Here is a 16,741-nt window from a genome sequence, read left to right as displayed (position 1 = left end):
TGGCAGGGAAAACCTGCCCCGAACAGGTCTGCCCGGCCACTGGGGCAAGCCCAGGGGCCGGGCAGTCGCTGCCGTCCTACTCAACCACGTCCGGGTTGCTGTGCGGCGTACCGTCGGTCCAGGTCTCCTCGTCCTCGTGCAGGTAGTCAGCACGCTTGCGGCGGTCGCGCTCGTTCCGCCCACCGTGGCCCCCCGCACCCGGGGCCATCATGCCGTTCTGCCCGGACCGGCCGCCGCCCTCGGCAGCCTCCGCTGCAGCCGCACGGTTGCGCAGACCCGTACCGCCCGGCGTGAACTCCCCACCGACGGCCGGTCCCTTGCGACCGCCGACCGTACCGCCGGTGGTCGAAGCCAAGCCCCGGCCACGCGAGCCGCTACCCCCACCGACGACACCGTGGCCGCCCCCCATGCCGGGGTGCATACCCATTCCGCCGCCCATGGACGATCCGGCCCGGCCACCGCCGACCGGGCCAGCCTCGCGGCCGAAGACCGTTCCGCTGGGCAGGCCCGGGCTGCCGGACTTACCGGGAACCTGGCCACCGCCGAACGGGACCGTGCGGGCGGGATTCGAGCCGCCGCCCTTGCCCGGGATGTAACCGCCACCGATTCCCTTGGTCGGGATCGAACCACCACCGGTCCCGACCGGGAAGCCGGTGATCGGCCCACCACCTGGCAGGCCCGGCGTACCGCCAGGGCCACCACCGGGCCCGCCCGGGTAGACGGGCGTGGAGCCCGGCCCGTCCGGCAGTAGGGGGCCGGGGCCGGTCGGACCGGTCTGGCCAGGCAGAGTCGGGAGGCTGTCGAGGCCAGTGCCCGGGCGGCTCACCGGGTCCGACGGGTAGGACGGCGGATTCGACGAGCCCGGGTCCTGCGGCGCGGGCGGCAGTTGTCCGCCACCGTGCGGAGGGGTCGGTCCGGTGTGAACTGGCGTACCCGGATCCCTGGAGCCCGTCCCTGGGTCGTGATAGGTGGCAGAGCCTCCGCTGTAACTGCCGCCGGAGGGAGTGACGTTCCCTCCCGTGCTCCCCCCGCTCGTGCGTGGGCTGCGGAGGGCACCTCCGGAACCGCCATAGCCTCCGCCGCCACCCGACGCAGTAGTCGAGTCGTAACGGTTGCTGGTCGACGAGTCAGGCGTTCCCGGCAACACCACGTCACCGAGCCCGTTCAGCTTCGTCGTCGCCGCGTCGTAGGCCTCGCCCAGCTTCTCCATCTGGCGGACGGCTTCCTGGTGCGCCGCGGTGACCTCATGCGCTCCGGCAAGTGCCTCCGCTTCAGATACCCAGGCACTATTCCGCTTCTTCATCAGCGCATCGATGTCCGCAGTGCTGGGGCCGTCCGGCCTCCAGGAAACGGTCGATGCTTGCTTGACCACATCAGGGGAAGGAGCCCCCTGGTGCGCACGGTTGTACACCGCTGCGACGGCAGTGGTCGGTACGGGAGGAACAGCAACCCTGGCAGTGCTGAGTGCCTCACCGGCCTGATGCATGGCGTCGCCGGTGCCTGCGGCGTAGTTGCCCAGCTTCTCGGCGGACTGCTGCAGGTTTCCGGCCCACGTCTTGAAGTTCTCCGCAGCCTGGCCTTCCCAGGTGACCTGGCTGAGGTGCGACTTGAGCGCGGCGCTCAGCTCGGTCAGCACACGACCGGCCGCCTGAAGCTTGGTGCCGCGACTCAATACCAAATCGGGCTTTGCACCGTCGACCATACCCTTGAGTACGGCGTGGTCCATGCCTTCGAATTGCGACTCGACTGCCACTGCTTACTCCCCGTCCCCCCGTGAACCGGCTCCGCCGACCACCATCAGAGCTTGCTCCCGGTCCGCTGCGACCCGGGGCCATTCGTCCCCGCCACGCCTGTACTCTTCGCCACCGCGTTCTGATCAGCGGTCGTCTGATCCTCGTTTGTCCTGTAGTGACCCTCCGTACCCACGACCGCTTTCCTCATCGCCTCGATCTGCAACGCGAAGTCTTTGTGCAACTTGACGAGCTGGGTGTGGACCTTCTCATAGGTACTGGACAAGGTGACCGCTTCCAGGAACTGGCCGGCGGAACCTCCACTGACGAAGCTTCCCTGAGTCAGATTCTGCGCCTCAAGCTTGTACGGCGCCGCCTCTGAGCCCTCCATCGCCTGGAGCAGGGCCTCGATCTTGTTGGCGAACGCGGTGAGCGTGTCAAGCTCGACCTGAACGTCGTGCTTGCCGAAAGCCGCCACCAGGGCACCGGCGCTGCCGTCCGTCTGCGCCGTGCTGACGACGGGAGTGAGATCGATCCCGCCCCAAGGCAAGGGGATCTTGGGCCCACCATCCAGCATGAACGGCGTCGAATCAGCCGTCCCCCCCGGGTTCGCCCCCGTAGGATCCGCAGGCTTCGTCGGCTCTGACACAGCAGTCCACCTCTCCCCCGTTACGGCCGGGCACTCCGGGCAACTCCCGGGCCCTCCCTGCCGCAACACACCGTCAACTTCTGGCTCGTACCGCCCTGGTCGGTTCAACCGCCCGCCCTGTGGGCGGTTTCCGCCTCCGTCATCGTAGCCACCACCTCTGTCGGCCCGGCAGGGCCCTTGGCCCGCCCGTGCACGATCGGTACGAACTTGACACGTACAGCCGACCACCAGGTCGCTGGATAGACTGACCCGGTACGCCCCATCTGCCGCGCAATGTCGCACAGCAGCGACCCGAGGCCGCAGAACGGACGTGACCCCGTATGCCTCCGAGCAAGCCGACGCCCTGGTGGGCCCGCGCCGTGCGACCGGCCCGGCCGCCGCTGCCGTGGGCGCTGATGGCCCGGGCCGCCGTCGGGATGGCGGTACCGCTGACGGCCGGCCTCCTGGCCCACCGCCTGGACCTCGGGGTGTTCGCCGGGCTCGGCGCGATGCACGCGACGATGAACGACCGTGCGGAGCCGGCGTACCAGCGCGCCACCCGCATCGCCACCGCCGTGCTCGCTTCCGCTCTCGGCATGCTGATCGGCACGGCCCTGCAGCACGCCCACGCGAGCGCCACCGTCCTCGGCGGCGCGCTGACGCTCACCGCCTTCGCCTCCGGGGCGTTGAGCGCGACCGGCCCGCGTGGTTCGGCGGCCGGGATGCTGTTGCTGGTGTCGGCCGCCTTGGGCAGTGGGATGCCGCCGCCGCATCCGTGGTGGGCGGCGGCGCCGATGATGCTGGTGGGCGCGGCCCTGGTGGTCCTGCTGGGTCTGCCGGTGAGGTCCGATCACCGGTCCGGCTCCGATCCCCGCAACCGCGCGCTCGCTGCCGTCTACGAGGCGCTCGGCCGTACCCTCGCCGATCTGGGCACTCCGCAGGGCGCCGCCTCGCGCCAGGTGCTGACCGCCCGCCTGAACCAACTGCAGGATCTGCTCCCGAACCCGGCCCACCGAACCAACCCGCAAGCCCTGTACCGCATGTACGAGGCCGCCCTCGCCGCCACCGAGGCCGCGACCGGACTGCTGTGGGCCTGGCGCCCCGTCCCGGCGGAGGTGGCCGAGGTGCCCGGGCGGCTGGCGGTGGCCGTGCGGCGGGGCGGGGGTGAGGTCGCGGTGCCCGACTGGGGGCCGGACACCCCGGCGCGGCAGGCGCTGGACGTGGCGCTGCGCGCCGCGGCCGACACCGTCGCCGGCCGCCCGACGCGGATCGGCACCGCCCCCGCGTCGCCGCCCGACCCGTGGCGGCTGCGCGCTCGGCTGTTGTCCCGTCCCTCCGTCCGGTACGGGGTGCGCGTCGCGCTGTGCATCGCCGTCGGCGCGGCGGTGACCGCCAACTACCCGCTCAGCAAGAGCTACTGGGTGCCGATGACGATCGCCTTCGTGCTGAAGCCGGACCTGGGTTCGGTGTTCCTGCGCGCGGTGAGCCGTGCGATCGGCACGGTGCTGGGCGTGGCGGTCACGGCGGCGCTGCTGTCGCTGACCACCGAGAAGTGGGCGCTGACCGCGATGGCCGCGCTGTGCGTCGCGCTGCTGCCGTACGCCACCGCCGCGCACTACGGGCTGAACACGGTGGTGATGACCCCGATGGCGCTGGTCCTGTTGCAACTCGGCGGCCAGAGCAGCGCGGCGGAGTTCTGGCCGCGGGTGGTGGACACCGTGCTCGCCAGCGCGGTCGTGCTGCTCTTCGGCTACCTGTTGTGGCCCGAGCGCCCGCGCCACCGCATCGAGCCCCGGCTGGTGGCCGCGACCACGGCCCTGCGCGCCTACCTCGACGCGACCACCCAGGACGGCCGGGCCCAGGTCTGGCTGCGCCGCACCGCCTACCGTTCGCTGGCGGACGCCCGTCAGGAGGTGCGGCAGGGCCTGGCGGAACCGCCGCCCACGGGTCGGCTGGCCGAGCAGTGGCTGCCGGCCACGGCGGCGTTGGAGCGGCTGGGCGGCGCGGTGGCGGCCTTCGCCGCGCAGATCCGGTACGGCGGCCGGGTGCCCGATCCCGCGGAGACCGACCGGGTCCGCCGGGCGCTGGACGAACTGACCGCCGCCGCCCGGGAGCACCGCCCGCCGACGCGGCCGGCGGTGCGTCCGACGGCGCCGCACGACCCCGCGCTCAGCGCGCTGGGCCGTGCGGCGGACGAGCTCGAAATCCTGCTCAGGAAGCAGTAGTTCAGACCTGCTCGGCCAGCTCCAGCCAGCTCATCTCCAGCTCCTCCTTCTCCTCCCGGACGGCGCGCAGCTGTCCGTCCAGCTCCGCGACCTTGGAGAAGTCGGCGGCGTGCTCGGCGAGTTGGGCGTGCAGCTTGGACTCCTTCTCGTCCAGCTTGGCGATCTGCCGCTCCAGCTTCTGCATCTCCTTCTTCGCCGCCCGCAGGTCCCCGCCGGACAGCCCGGCAGCGGCGGCGGCCTCAACGGCCAGCGCAGCGGGAGCGGCAGCGGCCGCAACAGCCGCCATCCGGGCCCGCCGCTCCAGGTACTCGTCGACGCCCCCCGGCAGCATCCGCATCTTCTTGTCGCCGAGCAGCGCGTACACGACGTCCGTGGTGCGCTCGATGAAGAAGCGGTCGTGGCTGATGACGACCATCGAGCCGGGCCAGCCGTCGAGCAGGTCCTCCAGCTGGTTGAGCGTCTCGATGTCCAGGTCGTTGGTCGGCTCGTCCAGGAACAGCACGTTGGGCTCGTCCATCAGCAGCCGCAGCAGCTGCAGCCGACGCCGCTCGCCGCCGGACAGGTCGCCGACCGGCGTCCACTGCTTGTCCTTGCCGAAGCCGAACTGCTCGCACAGCTGCCCGGCGCTCATCTCCCGGCCCTTGCCGAGGTCGACCCGGGAGCGGATCTGCTCGACGGCCTGCAGCACCCGGGTCTCCGGCTCCAGCTCGGCGACCTCCTGGGAGAGGTAGGCCAGTCGCACGGTCTTGCCGACCTTGACCACACCGGAGGTCGGCTGCACGTCGCCCTCGGAGGCGTACGCGTCGCGCATGGCGCGCAGCAGCGAGGTCTTGCCGGCGCCGTTGACGCCGAGCAGGCCGATCCGGTCGCCGGGGCCGAGCTGCCAGGTGAGGTTCTCCAGCAGCAGCTTGGGGCCGGCCGTCACGGTGACGTTCTCCAGGTCGAAGACCGTCTTCCCGAGCCGGGCGTTGGCGAAATTCATCAGCTCGCTCTTGTCCCGCGGCTCCGGCACGTCCGCGATCAGGGCGTTGGCCGCCTCGATCCGGTAGCGCGGCTTGGAGGTGCGGGCGGGGGCGCCGCGGCGCAGCCAGGCGAGCTCCTTGCGGGCCAGGTTCTGGCGCTTCTGCTCCTCGACGGCCTCGATCCGGGAGCGCTCGGCGCGGGCGAAGACGTAGTCGGAGTAGCCGCCCTCGTACTCGTGCACCTCGCCGTGCTGGACGTCCCACATCCGGGTGCAGACCTGGTCGAGGAACCAGCGGTCGTGGGTGACGCAGACCAGCGCGGAGCGGCGCTTCTGCAGGTGCTGGGCGAGCCAGTTGATGCCCTCGACGTCGAGGTGGTTGGTGGGCTCGTCCAGGATGATCAGCTCGGGCGAGCCGAGCAGCAGCTTGGCGAGTGCGATCCGGCGGCGCTCGCCACCGGAGAGCGGGCCGATGACGGTGTCCAGGCCGTCGGCGAAGCCGGGCAGGTCGAGGCCGCCGAAGAGGCCCTCGATGATGTCGCGGATGCGGGCGTCGCCGAGCCACTCGTGGTCGGCGCGGTCGGCGATGACCTCGTGCCGGATGGTGGCCTTCGGGTCGAGCGAGTCGTGCTGGGTGAGGACGGCCGGTTCGAGGCCGCCGTTCCAGGTGATCCGGCCGCCGTCGGGTTCCTCCAGCTTGGCGAGCATCCGGATCAGGGTGGTCTTGCCGTCGCCGTTGCGGCCGACGACGCCGATCCGGTCGCCCTCGCTCACGCCCAGGCTCACCGCGTCCAGCAGGGCGCGGGTGCCGTAGACCTTCGTGACGGACTCGATGGTGGCGAGGTTGACGGCCACGTGTGCTGCGCTCCTGGGTTCGGCGGTCGCGGGGCGGCCCGCCGTCAGCGGCGGGGGCACCCCTCACGGGGACTCCCCGATCACTCCAGCCTAATGGGCGGGCCGACACCCCACTGACGGGCCGAGGCCGCAGCGACTACGGCGCTACGGCGCCACCGAGGCCCCGGGCACCGGTCCGTACGTGGCGTGCGCGGTCCGGCAGGTGCCGGAGGCCCGCAGCGCCTCGGCGACGGCGGTGGCCGCGTCGGCGTCCTTGACCAGGAAGGCGCAGGTCGGCCCGGAGCCGGAGACCAGGGCGCCGAGCGCGCCGGCCTCGGTGCCGGCCCGCAGGGTGGCGGCCAGCGCGGGGCGCAGCGAGAGCGCGGCGGGCTGGAGGTCGTTGGCGAGCGCGGCGGCCAGGGCGACGGCGTCGCCTTCGGCGAGGGCGGTGAGCAGGGCCGGGTCGGCGTCGGGGGTGGGGACGTCGGTGTCGCTGGAGCCGGTGCCGGCCTCCTCGCGCAGCCGGTCGCACTCGCGGAAGACGGCGGGGGTGGACAGGCCGCCGTCGGCGACCGCGAAGACCCAGTGGAAGGTGCCGGAGACGGCGAGCGGTTCCAGGATCTCGCCCCGGCCGCGGCCCAGCGCGACGCCGCCGACCAGGGCGAAGGGCACGTCGGAGCCCAGTTCGGCGGCCAGTTCCAGCAGCGTCTCGACGGGGGTGTCCAGCTTCCACAGCGCGTCGCAGGCGACCAGCGCGGCGGCGCAGTCGGCGCTCCCGCCGGCCATGCCGCCGGCGACCGGGATGGCCTTGGCGATGTGCAGGTGCACTCCGGGGTCGGCGATCCCGTGGTGGGCGGCGAGCAGCCGGGCGGCGCGGGCGGCGAGGTTGCTGTCGTCCAGCGGGACGGACGCGGCGTCCGGCCCGGAGCAGGACAGCGTGACGCCCTCGGACGACTCGGAGGCGGTGACCTCGTCGCCGAGCGCGACGGCGAAGAAGACGTTGGCCAGGTCGTGGAAGCCGTCGGCGCGCAGTCCGCCGACCCCGAGCTGGACGTTGACCTTGGCCGGCACCCGTACGGTGATCACACGCTGTCCTCAGCGGTCTCGACAGTCTCGGCGGACTTGGCGGGCTTGTGCTCGGCGATCGCGGCGAACTGTTCCACCGTCAGCATCTCGCCGCGCAGCTTGTGGTCGATCCCGGCGGCCGCGAGCGCCTGCTCGGCCCCGGCGGCGGAGCCGGCCCAGCCGGCCAGCGCGGCGCGCAGGGTCTTGCGCCGCTGGGCGAACGCGGCGTCGACCACCGCGAACACCTCCTCGCGGCTGGCGCTGGTCCTGGGCGGCTCGCGGCGGATCAGCGAGACGAGGCCGGAGTCGACGTTGGGGGCGGGCCAGAACACGTTGCGCCCGATGGCGCCGGCCCGCTTCACGTCGGCGTACCAGTTGGCCTTGACCGACGGGACGCCGTAGACCTTGTTGCCGGGCTTGGCGGCGAGCCGGTCGGCGACCTCGCTCTGCACCATCACCAGGGTCCGCTCGATGCTGGGGAAGGTCGCCAGCATGTGCAGCAGGACGGGCACGGCGACGTTGTACGGCAGGTTGGCGACCAGCGCGGTGGGCGCCGGCCCGGGCAGCTCGGTGACCTCCATGGCGTCGCTGAACACCAGGTCGAAGGAGTCCACCCGGCCGGGCATCCGGGCGGCGACGGTGTCCGGCAGGTGCTGCGCGAGCACCGGGTCGATCTCGACCGCCGTGACGTGCCGCGCGACCTCCAGCAGCGCCAGGGTCAGCGATCCGAGCCCCGGCCCGACCTCCACCACCGCGTCCTGCTCCGTCACGTCGGCGGCCCGGACGATCCGCCGCACGGTGTTGCCGTCGATGACGAAGTTCTGCCCGCGCTGCTTGGTCGGCTTCACGCCGAACGCGGCCGCCAGCGCCCGGATGTCGGCGGCGCCCAGCAGGTGGCTGTCAGAGGTGGGATCGGTGGTGCTCACGCGCCAAGGATACGGGCGCGTGAGGGGCTCGGAGTTCGACGACCTCGGCGAGGTCGATCCGGAGGACCCGAGCGGCACGTCGGTTCTTCGACCCGCTCAGTACCCGAAGGCCCGCGCGGTGTTCTCCGCGATCGCCGCCGACAGCTCGTCCTCGTGCAGCCCCAGGGTGGCGGCCATCGACCGCACCGTGACCGGGATCAGGTACGGGGCGTTCGGCCGCCCCCGGTACGGGTGCGGGGTGAGGAAGGGGGCGTCGGTCTCGACCAGGACCCGGTCCAGCGGGGTGGCGAGCAGGGCGTCGCGCAGCGGCTGGTTGGCCTTGAAGGTGACGGGGCCGGCGAAGGAGAGGTACCAGCCGTGCTCGGCGCAGACCTTGGCCATCTCGGCGTCGCCGGAGTAGCAGTGGAAGATCGTCCGTTCGGGAGCGCCCTCGGCCAGCAGGACGGCGATGACGTCCTCGTGGGCGTCCCGGTCGTGGATGACCAGGGCCTTGCCGTGCCGCTTGGCCATCTCGATGTGGCGGCGGAACGACTCCTTCTGGATCTCCACGCCCTCCGGCCCGGTGCGGAAGTAGTCCAGGCCGGTCTCGCCCACGGCGAGCACCTGCGGCAGCGCCGCCAGGGCGTCTATCTCGGCGAGCGCCTCGTCCAGCGCCGCCTGGCCGCCCGCGGGGCGCTGCTGCCCGGACCAGCCGTCCGGGTCGCCGAGGAAGATCCGCGGCGCCTCGTTGGGGTGCAGGGCGACGGCCGCGTGCACCTGCTCGTACTGGGCCGCCAGCTCGGCGGCCCAGCGCGAGCCGGGCACGTCGCAGCCCACCTGGACCACCGTGGTGACCCCGACCGAGGCGGCCCGGGCCAGCCCCTCGGCCGGGGTGCCGGCCTGCATGTCGAGGTGGGTGTGCGAGTCGGCCACCGCCACGGCCAGGGGTTCCGGCAGCGGCGGCGGGGTCGACCGGTCGTCGTCCTTGGCGGGCATCAGGAGGCCGGCTTCTCTTCCAGTCGCGGGAACAGGATCTCGCCCTTGGTGACGGTGGCACCGGCGGGCAGCCGGCCCCAGTCACCGGCGGTGGCGACGGTCTGCGCGGCGAGCGCGCCCAGGCCCTCGGTGGCGCCCAGCGAGTCCCACAGCTTCTCGGCGGTGGACGGCATCACCGGGTTGAGCAGGACGGCGGTGCCGCGCAGCGCCTCGGCGGCGGTGTAGAGGATGGTGGCCAGGCGGGCCTGCCCCTCCGCCGACTCGTCCTTGGCGACCTTCCAGGGCTCCTGCTCGGTGAGGTAGCCGTTGACCTGCTTGACGAACTCGAAGATCGCCGCGAGGCCGCCGGCGAAGTCCAGCTCCTCGCCGATCTTCTGGTCGGCCGTCTCGACGGCCGTGCGGAGCCCGTCCGCGATCGCCTGCTCGGCGTCACCGTGCGCGGCCGAGGCCGGCAGCTCCCCGCCGAAGTACTTGCCGACCATCGCGGCGACCCGGGAGGCCAGGTTGCCGAAGTCGTTGGCCAGCTCGGAGGTGTACCGGGCGGTGAAGTCCTCCCAGGAGAACGAGCCGTCGGTGCCGAACGGGATCGCCCGCAGGAAGTAGTAGCGGTACGCGTCCACGCCGAAGTGCGAGGTGAGGTCGGTGGGCGCGATGCCGGTCAGGTTGGACTTGGACATCTTCTCGCCGCCGACCATCAGCCAGCCGTTGGCGACGACCCGCTTGGGCAGCGGCAGGCCGGCGGCCATCAGCATGGCGGGCCAGATGACCGCGTGGAAGCGGAGGATGTCCTTGCCGACCAGGTGGACGGAGGCGGGCCACAGCTCGGCGAAGCGCTCCGGGTCGCTGCCGTAGCCGGCCGCGGTGATGTAGTTCTGCAGCGCGTCCACCCACACGTAGAGGACGTGCTTCTCGTCCCAGGGCAGCGGCACGCCCCAGTTGAAGGTGGAGCGGGAGATCGAGAGGTCCTTCAGGTCCTGCTCGACGAAGCGCAGCACCTCGTTGCGGGCCGAGGCGGGCTGGATGAAGCCCGGGTTGGCGGCGTAGAACTCCAGCAGCTTCGGGCCGTACGCGGAGAGGCGGAAGAAGTAGTTCTCCTCCTCCAGCCACTCGACCGGCCGCTTGTGCACGGAGCAGAGCTTCTCGTCCTCGGTGGCGCCGTCCAGCAGCTCCGACGGGAGCTTGAACTCCTCGCAGCCGACGCAGTACGGGCCGGAGTAGCCGCCCTTGTAGATTTCGCCCTTGTCGTACAGGTCCTGGACGAACTCCTGCACCCGGGCGGTGTGCCGCTCCTCGGTGGTGCGGATGAAGTCGTCGTTGGCGATCTCCAGGTGCGCCCAGAGCGGCTTCCAGGCCTCCTCGACCAGCTTGTCGCACCACTCCTGCGGGCTGACGCCGTTGGCCTCGGCGGTCCGCATGATCTTCTGACCGTGCTCGTCGGTGCCGGTCAGGTACCACACCTTCTCGCCGCGCTGGCGATGCCAGCGGGTGAGGACGTCGCCCGCCACCGTGGTGTACGCGTGGCCCAGGTGGGGTCGGTCGTTGACGTAGTAGATCGGGGTGGAGACGTAGTACGCCGGGGCGCTCGTCCCGGTGGTGCTGTGTTCTGCAGTGGCCGCCATGGTCGGAAAGCTTAGTCGGGCCCGAACGCCCGCCTCGACCGCATTACCCGCGCACCCGACCGGACCGCCCGGTCACCCCGCGCACCCGGAGGGGCCGCCCGCCGCACTGCTCGCGGCGGGCGGCCCCGGTCGCGCTCCCCGTGCCCGCGCTCCGGCCCTAGCCCAACAGCCGCGACCAGAACCGGGCCCAGCGTCCGCGCGGCTTCTCGGGCCCGGGCACCGGGGGCGCCCCGGCCGGCTCGGCGTGCGCCGGGTAGCCGGGAGCGTACTGCCAGGGCTGGTCGGCGACGGCCACCCGGCCCTCGCGCATGATCCGGACGGTGTGTCCACCGCATCCCGGGCAGGTCGGCTTGAGCAGCGGGGACGGTACCCGGACACCGTTGGCGTGGTACTCGAACACGGTGTGGCCGTCCCGGGCCACGTGGTGCTCGATGTCGTACGCCTGCTCCCAGCCGTACCCGCAGCGCAGGCAGGCGAAGGAGTAGGCCTCCCGTACGGTCTCGACGGGAGTGTGCGGCCGCCCGGCCAGGCCGGGTGCGCTCAGTGCGTTGCCACTGCGGGGGCTACCGACGATCTCGCTCATGCGCCCACCTCGCTTCGCTCGGCGGTCTCTTCGCGAAACGCGCCCCTCTTGTCCGGCCGCTCGCTGCGCTCGCTCATAGCCGTCTCCCAGCGCCCGCCGGGCGCTCGCCCGGCTGGGTCTTTCCATTCCAGGAAATGCCCGGACCGCCCCGGCCGACGCCCTTCTTGTGAAGACTTGGATGCGGGTTGGGAAGTCCTATACGAAAGGCCTTCCGCAACCGGGAAACCACGGCCGAAGCTTCAGCTCAGCGGGCGTTTACCGGGGCCTTCACTCCAAGGTACGACTCCCCGCCCGCCACGCAACCCCCGGAATTCACCCCTTTTTCAAAGCCTCGTTCAAGCCGTCCTTCTTGGCCGCCACAACAGCGTCGAAGACGTCCCGCTTGGGCACGGAGAGTTCGACCGCGACCGCCGCGATGGCCTCCTTGCGCCGCTCCCCGGCCTCCTCCCGGACGGCCACCAGCCGGGCCAGCTCGGCCGGGGTCAGCTCCTGCGGTGCGGCCGGCGGCGCGCCCGCGACCACGACGGTGATCTCGCCCTTGACGCCCTCGGCCGCCCAGGCCGCCAGCTCGCCGATCGGCCCGCGCTTGACCTCCTCGTAGGTCTTGGTGAGCTCGCGGCACACTGCGGCCGGCCGCTCGGGCCCGAACGCCTCGGCCATCGCGGCCAGCGCCTCGGCGATCCGGTGCGGCGCCTCGAAGAAGACCATGGTGCGCGGCTCGGCAGCGACCGAGGCCAGCTGCCGGGCCCGGTCGCCGGTCTTGCGCGGCAGGAAGCCCTCGAAGGTGAAGCGGTCGACCGGCAGGCCCGACAGCGCGAGCGCGGTGAGCACGGCGGACGGCCCGGGCACCGCGGTGACCTTCACGTCGGCCTCGACGGCCGCCGCGACCAGCCGGTAGCCGGGGTCGGAGACGGAGGGCATCCCGGCGTCGGTGACCAGCAGCACCCGGGCGCCGCCGAGCAGCGCCTCGACCAGCTCGGGAGTGCGGGCGACCTCGTTGCCCTCGAAGTAGGAGACGACCCGCCCGGCCGGGGTCACCCCGAGCGCCTGGGTGAGCCGGCGCAGCCGCCGGGTGTCCTCGGCCGCGATGACGTCGGCCGTGGCCAGCTCGGTGAGCAGCCGGGGCGGGGCGTCCGAGACGTCGCCGATGGGGGTGCCTGCGAGAACGAGTACTCCTGTCACGGGTCCCATCCTTGCAGTTCCGAGCGGCCGGAGCGTTTGGTGACGATTCGGGCAGCTTCCGAGGGACCGGTCACACGTGCGAGGAGCGCCCCTACGATGTGGCGGATGAACGGCGACACGGCGGCGCAGACGCCCACTGGTACGGACCACTCCGCGCAGGGCGGTGCCGGCCTGCCGTCCCCCCGCTCACCTCTGTCACCCCTGAGCTGGCGGGAGCGCCTGGCCCGCCACGGCTACCGCGCCCGCCCGACCGCGACGCTCACCGAGCGCCTGGTCCCGCCGATGCCGGACGGCCCCGGGGTGACCGGCCGCGACGTTCCGCAGTCGCCGCTGCTGCTGCGGCTGGGGATCTCGCTGCCGCAGGGCCTCTGGTACTTCCTGTGCCGCTGGTCCGGCTGGCTGGGCCCGATCGCCGTGGCGGTGTTCGCCGGGCTGCTGCGGTTCACCAACCTCGGCCAGCCGCACGCGATCATCTTCGACGAGACGTACTACGCCAAGGACGCCTACGCGCTCTGGCACGGCGGCTACGAGATCAGCTGGCCGGAGGACGCCAACACGACGATCATGACGCCGGGCGCGGCCGTCCCGTACCGCCCGACGCCCTCGTACGTGGTGCACCCGCCGGTCGGCAAGTGGATCATCGGCGCGGGCGAGCAGCTGTTCGGCATGAACCCCTTCGGCTGGCGGTTCGCGGTGGCCCTGCTCGGCACCCTGTCGGTGCTGATGCTGGCCCGGATCGCCCGCCGGATGTTCCGCTCGACCCTGCTGGGCTGTGTGGCCGGCCTGCTGCTCTCGGTGGACGGCCTGCACCTGGTGCTCAGCCGCGCGGCGCTGCTCGACCTGGTGGTGATGTTCTGGATCGTCGCCGCCTTCGGCTTCCTGCTGCTGGACCGCGACCGCACCCGGGCCCGACTGGCGGCCCGCCTCGGCGGGGTGGCGAACCCGCAGCTGGCCCAGCGGCTCAACCTGGGCTGGCGCCCGTACCGGATCGCGGCCGGCGTCTGCGTCGGCCTGACCTGCGCCACCAAGTGGAGCGGCCTGTACGTGGCGGCGGCCTTCGGCGTGATGACCGTGCTGTGGGACGTCGGCGCCCGTCGGCTGGCCGGCGCCCCGCGCCCCTACCTGGCGGTGCTCGCCCGGGACGTGGTGCCGGCCTTCGTGTCGATCGTCGTGGTCTCGCTGGCCGTCTACATCGCCTCCTGGTGGGGCTGGTTCGCCAGCAGCAACGCGCCCGGCCAGGGCGGCTGGGGCCGGGACTGGGCGGTCGGCCGCTCCACCGACTACCCGTGGATACCCGAGGGCCTGCGCGCCCTGTGGCACTACCACTCGACGGTCTACGAGTTCCACACCCACCTGAGCGACCCGCACACCTACCAGTCCAACCCGTGGTCCTGGCTGGTGCTGGGCCGCCCGGTCTCCTTCTACTACGAGTCCCCGAAGTTCGGCCAGAACGGCTGCACCGCCGCCGACTGCGCCCGCGAGGTGCTGGGCATCGGCACCCCGCTGCTGTGGTGGACGGCCGTGGTGGCGCTGGTCTACTGCCTGTGGCGCTGGGCGTTCCGGCGGGACTGGCGGGCCGGCGCGCTGCTGTGCGGCCTGGCGGCCGGCTACCTGCCGTGGTTCTTCTACCAGCAGCGGACGATCTTCCTCTTCTACGCGGTGGTCTTCGTCCCGTTCCTGGTGCTCGCGGTGACGATGCTGGTCGGCGCCCTGATCGGGCCGGCCGGCGCCTCCCGGGACCGCCGGATCATCGGCTCGACGACGGCCGGCCTGCTGGTGCTGCTGATCGTCTGGAACTTCCTCTACTTCTTCCCGCTGTTCACCGGGCAGACGATCCCGTTGGACGACTGGCGTGCCCGGATGTGGTTCAACAGCTGGATCTGAGGCCGCGGCCCGATCCGGGCGTCCACACCGCACCCCCGAATCGTCCGTACGCGGTGCACGACACGTACCAGATCCGTCACAAGTCCCGGGCGTTTCGTCGGCGTACCGATAAGCCCTGCCTAGGGTGGGGAGGTACCGCGTTTCCGGCCCCGGCCGGTTGCGCCCGGCCGCGAGACCCCTGGGGGACCTGCACCATGCGCAGTGGCGCGAAGATCGGCATCATCACCGGCGTGTCCATCGTCGTCCTCGCGGGCGGCGGCTACGGCGCGTACAGCCTGATGGGCGGCTCGGACTCCGGGTCCTCGGACGCCAAGAAGCCCCGCACGGTGGTGGCCGATCCCCCCTCGGCCGATCAGGCGGCGAGCGGCGCGAAGGACTTCCTGGCCGCCTGGGCGTCCGGCGACATCGCCAAGGCGGCCTCGCTGACGGACGACCCGGCCGCGGCCACCACGGCGCTGACCGCCTTCAAGGACCAGGTGAAGCCGAGCGCGCTGACCCTGACCCCGGCCGGTCCGGCCACCCCGCAGGCCTTCGCCTCGGCCACCGGCACCCCCACCCCGGCCAAGCCCACCGGCGCGGCCTCGGCGACCCCGTCCGCCACCGGCACCCCGGGCGCCACCGACTCGCCGTCCGCCACCGCCACCCCCGGGCCCACCGGCGTGCTGACGGGCTTCAAGGCCCGCGCCGAGTTCGAGGGCACCAGCCGGGTGTGGGACTACAACGGCTTCCTCGGCGTCGTGAAGATGAGCGACAACACCCCGGCCGTGCACTGGGCGCCCTCGGTGATCCACCCGCACCTGTCCGGCAACGAGACGATCGCCACCCAGCAGGTCTTCTCCCCGCCGTCCACCGTGGTGGACCGCAACGGCAAGCCGCTGCAGGGCGCCTCGCTCACCCCGGCGCTGATGAGCACCCTGCAGGACAACGCCCGCAAGCTGCTGCCGCCGGACCCGAACAAGGACCAGGACGCGGGCAGCGCGGTGGTGATCACCGACCCGTCCGGCAAGACCACCCCGGACAAGCTGTTCACCATCGTCGAGCCGAAGCCCGGCAAGCCGTTCAAGGTGACCCTCGACAACACCGTCCAGGCCGCCGCCGAGAAGGCGATGACCGACCTGGGCGGCAAGTCCGGCTCCATCGTCGCGATCGAGCCGAGCACCGGCCAGGTGCTGGCCTTCGCCAACGCGCCGGCCACCGGCCAGAACCGGGCCTTCGCCGGCCTGCTCGCACCCGGTTCGACGATGAAGATCGTCACCTCGACGGCCCTGCTGGAGGCCGGGGTCAACCCGGACACCGTGGTGGCCTGCCCGGAGAAGAGCAGCAACCCGGTGGCGATCCCGAACGACTTCCCGGGCGCCTTCCCGAACAACACCCTCCAGCAGGACTTCATGGTGTCCTGCAACACGGCCTTCATCAACCAGGGCCTGACCAGCCTCAAGCCCGAGACGCTCTCCAGCACGGCCAAGGACGTGTACGGCATCGGCCTGGAGTGGAAGACCGGCCTGCCGAACGCCGACGGCAAGATCCCGGCGACCCCGGGCAGCAAGGACGAGCAGGCCATGAACTACATCGGCCAGGGCAAGGTCCAGATGAACCCGCTGGCCATCGCCTCGATCACCGCGACCGTCCAGAGCGGCGCCTTCAAGCAGCCCATCCTGGTCGCCGGTCTGCCGCAGCAGCCCGCGGCCCGCCAGATCTCGCCGGACGTCGCCGCCAAGCTGCGCGCGATGATGAACGCCACCGCTGTCGGCGGCACGGCCAAGGACGTGATGGCCGGGATCACCGACAACGCGGGCGCCAAGACCGGCTCCGCCGAGGTCCAGGGCGCGACCACCACCAACAGCTGGTTCACCGCCTTCCGCGGCAACCTCGCGGTCGCCGCCGAGGTCCAGGGCGGCGGCCACGGCGTCGACGCGGCCGGCCCGGCGGTCGCCTCGCTGCTCAAGGCGGCGGGCAGCCACTGATCCCGTGAGCGCTCGCAGGCCTCCGTCCGACCTCGGACGGGGGCCTGCGGTCTGCTGATCCCGTGAGCCCGCCCCGAGCCGAAGGGGCGCGCCGGTGTCGAAAGGGAGAAGGGCCAAGCCGCCGACGAAGGAGGTGGCGCAGTGCCCGCCGACCGTCGGCACCGG

General features: G+C 72.3%; 12 protein-coding genes. 3 read left to right on the top strand and 9 right to left on the bottom strand.

All coding sequences use genetic code 11. From position 1 onward, the window contains the following. Positions 1-76: 76 nt before the first annotated feature. Both ACIRYZ_RS34015 and ACIRYZ_RS34010 read right to left on the bottom strand, forming a co-directional pair. The gene (locus ACIRYZ_RS34015) at positions 77-1,753 is read right to left on the bottom strand and encodes a WXG100 family type VII secretion target (RefSeq protein ID WP_402951891.1); all 1,677 of its coding nucleotides are present in this window, start codon (positions 1,751-1,753) and stop codon (positions 77-79) included. Positions 1,754-1,797: 44 nt separating this feature from the next. Then, positions 1,798-2,379, bottom strand: a complete 582-nt coding sequence (locus ACIRYZ_RS34010) for a hypothetical protein (RefSeq protein WP_402951890.1) — start codon at positions 2,377-2,379, stop codon at positions 1,798-1,800. 320 nt (positions 2,380-2,699) lie between these two features. On the opposite strand from ACIRYZ_RS34010, the gene ACIRYZ_RS34005 reads away from it, so the two are divergent. Then, positions 2,700-4,583 carry an FUSC family protein gene (locus ACIRYZ_RS34005; RefSeq protein ID WP_402951888.1) on the top strand — a complete coding sequence of 628 codons (1,884 nt, stop codon included), beginning with the start codon at positions 2,700-2,702 and terminating at the stop codon, positions 4,581-4,583. A 1-nt stretch (position 4,584) separates the two neighbouring features. On the opposite strand, the gene ACIRYZ_RS34000 is transcribed toward ACIRYZ_RS34005, so the two are convergent. From ACIRYZ_RS34000 to rsmI, 7 genes are all read right to left on the bottom strand, one after another. Further along, positions 4,585-6,399 carry an ABC-F family ATP-binding cassette domain-containing protein gene (locus ACIRYZ_RS34000; protein ID WP_402951886.1) on the bottom strand — a complete coding sequence of 605 codons (1,815 nt, stop codon included), beginning with the start codon at positions 6,397-6,399 and terminating at the stop codon, positions 4,585-4,587. A gap of 144 nt (positions 6,400-6,543) precedes the next feature. Continuing rightward, positions 6,544-7,464: a 4-(cytidine 5'-diphospho)-2-C-methyl-D-erythritol kinase gene (locus ACIRYZ_RS33995; protein ID WP_402951885.1), complete on the bottom strand. Its 921-nt coding sequence runs from the start codon at positions 7,462-7,464 to the stop codon at positions 6,544-6,546. Further along, positions 7,461-8,369, bottom strand: a complete 909-nt coding sequence (gene rsmA, locus ACIRYZ_RS33990; protein ID WP_402951884.1) for a 16S rRNA (adenine(1518)-N(6)/adenine(1519)-N(6))-dimethyltransferase RsmA — start codon at positions 8,367-8,369, stop codon at positions 7,461-7,463. The genes ACIRYZ_RS33995 and rsmA overlap by 4 nt, the downstream gene beginning before the upstream one ends. Before the next feature lie 96 nt (positions 8,370-8,465). Further along, positions 8,466-9,344 carry a TatD family hydrolase gene (locus tag ACIRYZ_RS33985; protein WP_402951882.1) on the bottom strand — a complete coding sequence of 293 codons (879 nt, stop codon included), beginning with the start codon at positions 9,342-9,344 and terminating at the stop codon, positions 8,466-8,468. Continuing rightward, complete coding sequence (metG, locus tag ACIRYZ_RS33980; protein ID WP_402951880.1) at positions 9,344-10,963, bottom strand: methionine--tRNA ligase; 1,620 nt, start codon at positions 10,961-10,963, stop codon at positions 9,344-9,346. Before metG ends, ACIRYZ_RS33985 begins: the two co-directional genes overlap by 1 nt. A gap of 157 nt (positions 10,964-11,120) precedes the next feature. Continuing rightward, positions 11,121-11,546 carry a hypothetical protein gene (locus ACIRYZ_RS33975; protein WP_402951878.1) on the bottom strand — a complete coding sequence of 142 codons (426 nt, stop codon included), beginning with the start codon at positions 11,544-11,546 and terminating at the stop codon, positions 11,121-11,123. A gap of 312 nt (positions 11,547-11,858) precedes the next feature. Next, the gene (gene rsmI / locus ACIRYZ_RS33970; RefSeq protein WP_380611886.1) at positions 11,859-12,728 is read right to left on the bottom strand and encodes a 16S rRNA (cytidine(1402)-2'-O)-methyltransferase; all 870 of its coding nucleotides are present in this window, start codon (positions 12,726-12,728) and stop codon (positions 11,859-11,861) included. Positions 12,729-12,824: 96 nt separating this feature from the next. Between rsmI and ACIRYZ_RS33965 the strand changes: the two genes are divergently transcribed. Together ACIRYZ_RS33965 and ACIRYZ_RS33960 are read left to right on the top strand one after the other, a co-directional pair. Then, entirely contained in the window at positions 12,825-14,612 is a 1,788-nt protein-coding gene (locus ACIRYZ_RS33965) for a dolichyl-phosphate-mannose--protein mannosyltransferase (RefSeq protein WP_402951876.1), read from the top strand. Positions 14,613-14,806: 194 nt separating this feature from the next. Further along, positions 14,807-16,576 (top strand): penicillin-binding transpeptidase domain-containing protein, encoded by a 1,770-nt coding sequence (locus tag ACIRYZ_RS33960; RefSeq protein ID WP_402951874.1) that lies wholly within the window; start codon positions 14,807-14,809, stop codon positions 16,574-16,576. Positions 16,577-16,741 lie beyond the last annotated feature (165 nt).

This window comes from Kitasatospora sp. NPDC101155 (genome assembly GCF_044768305.1).
Classification (GTDB): Bacteria; Actinomycetota; Actinomycetes; order Streptomycetales; family Streptomycetaceae; genus Kitasatospora.
This window is presented reverse-complemented; position numbering and strand designations above follow the sequence as displayed.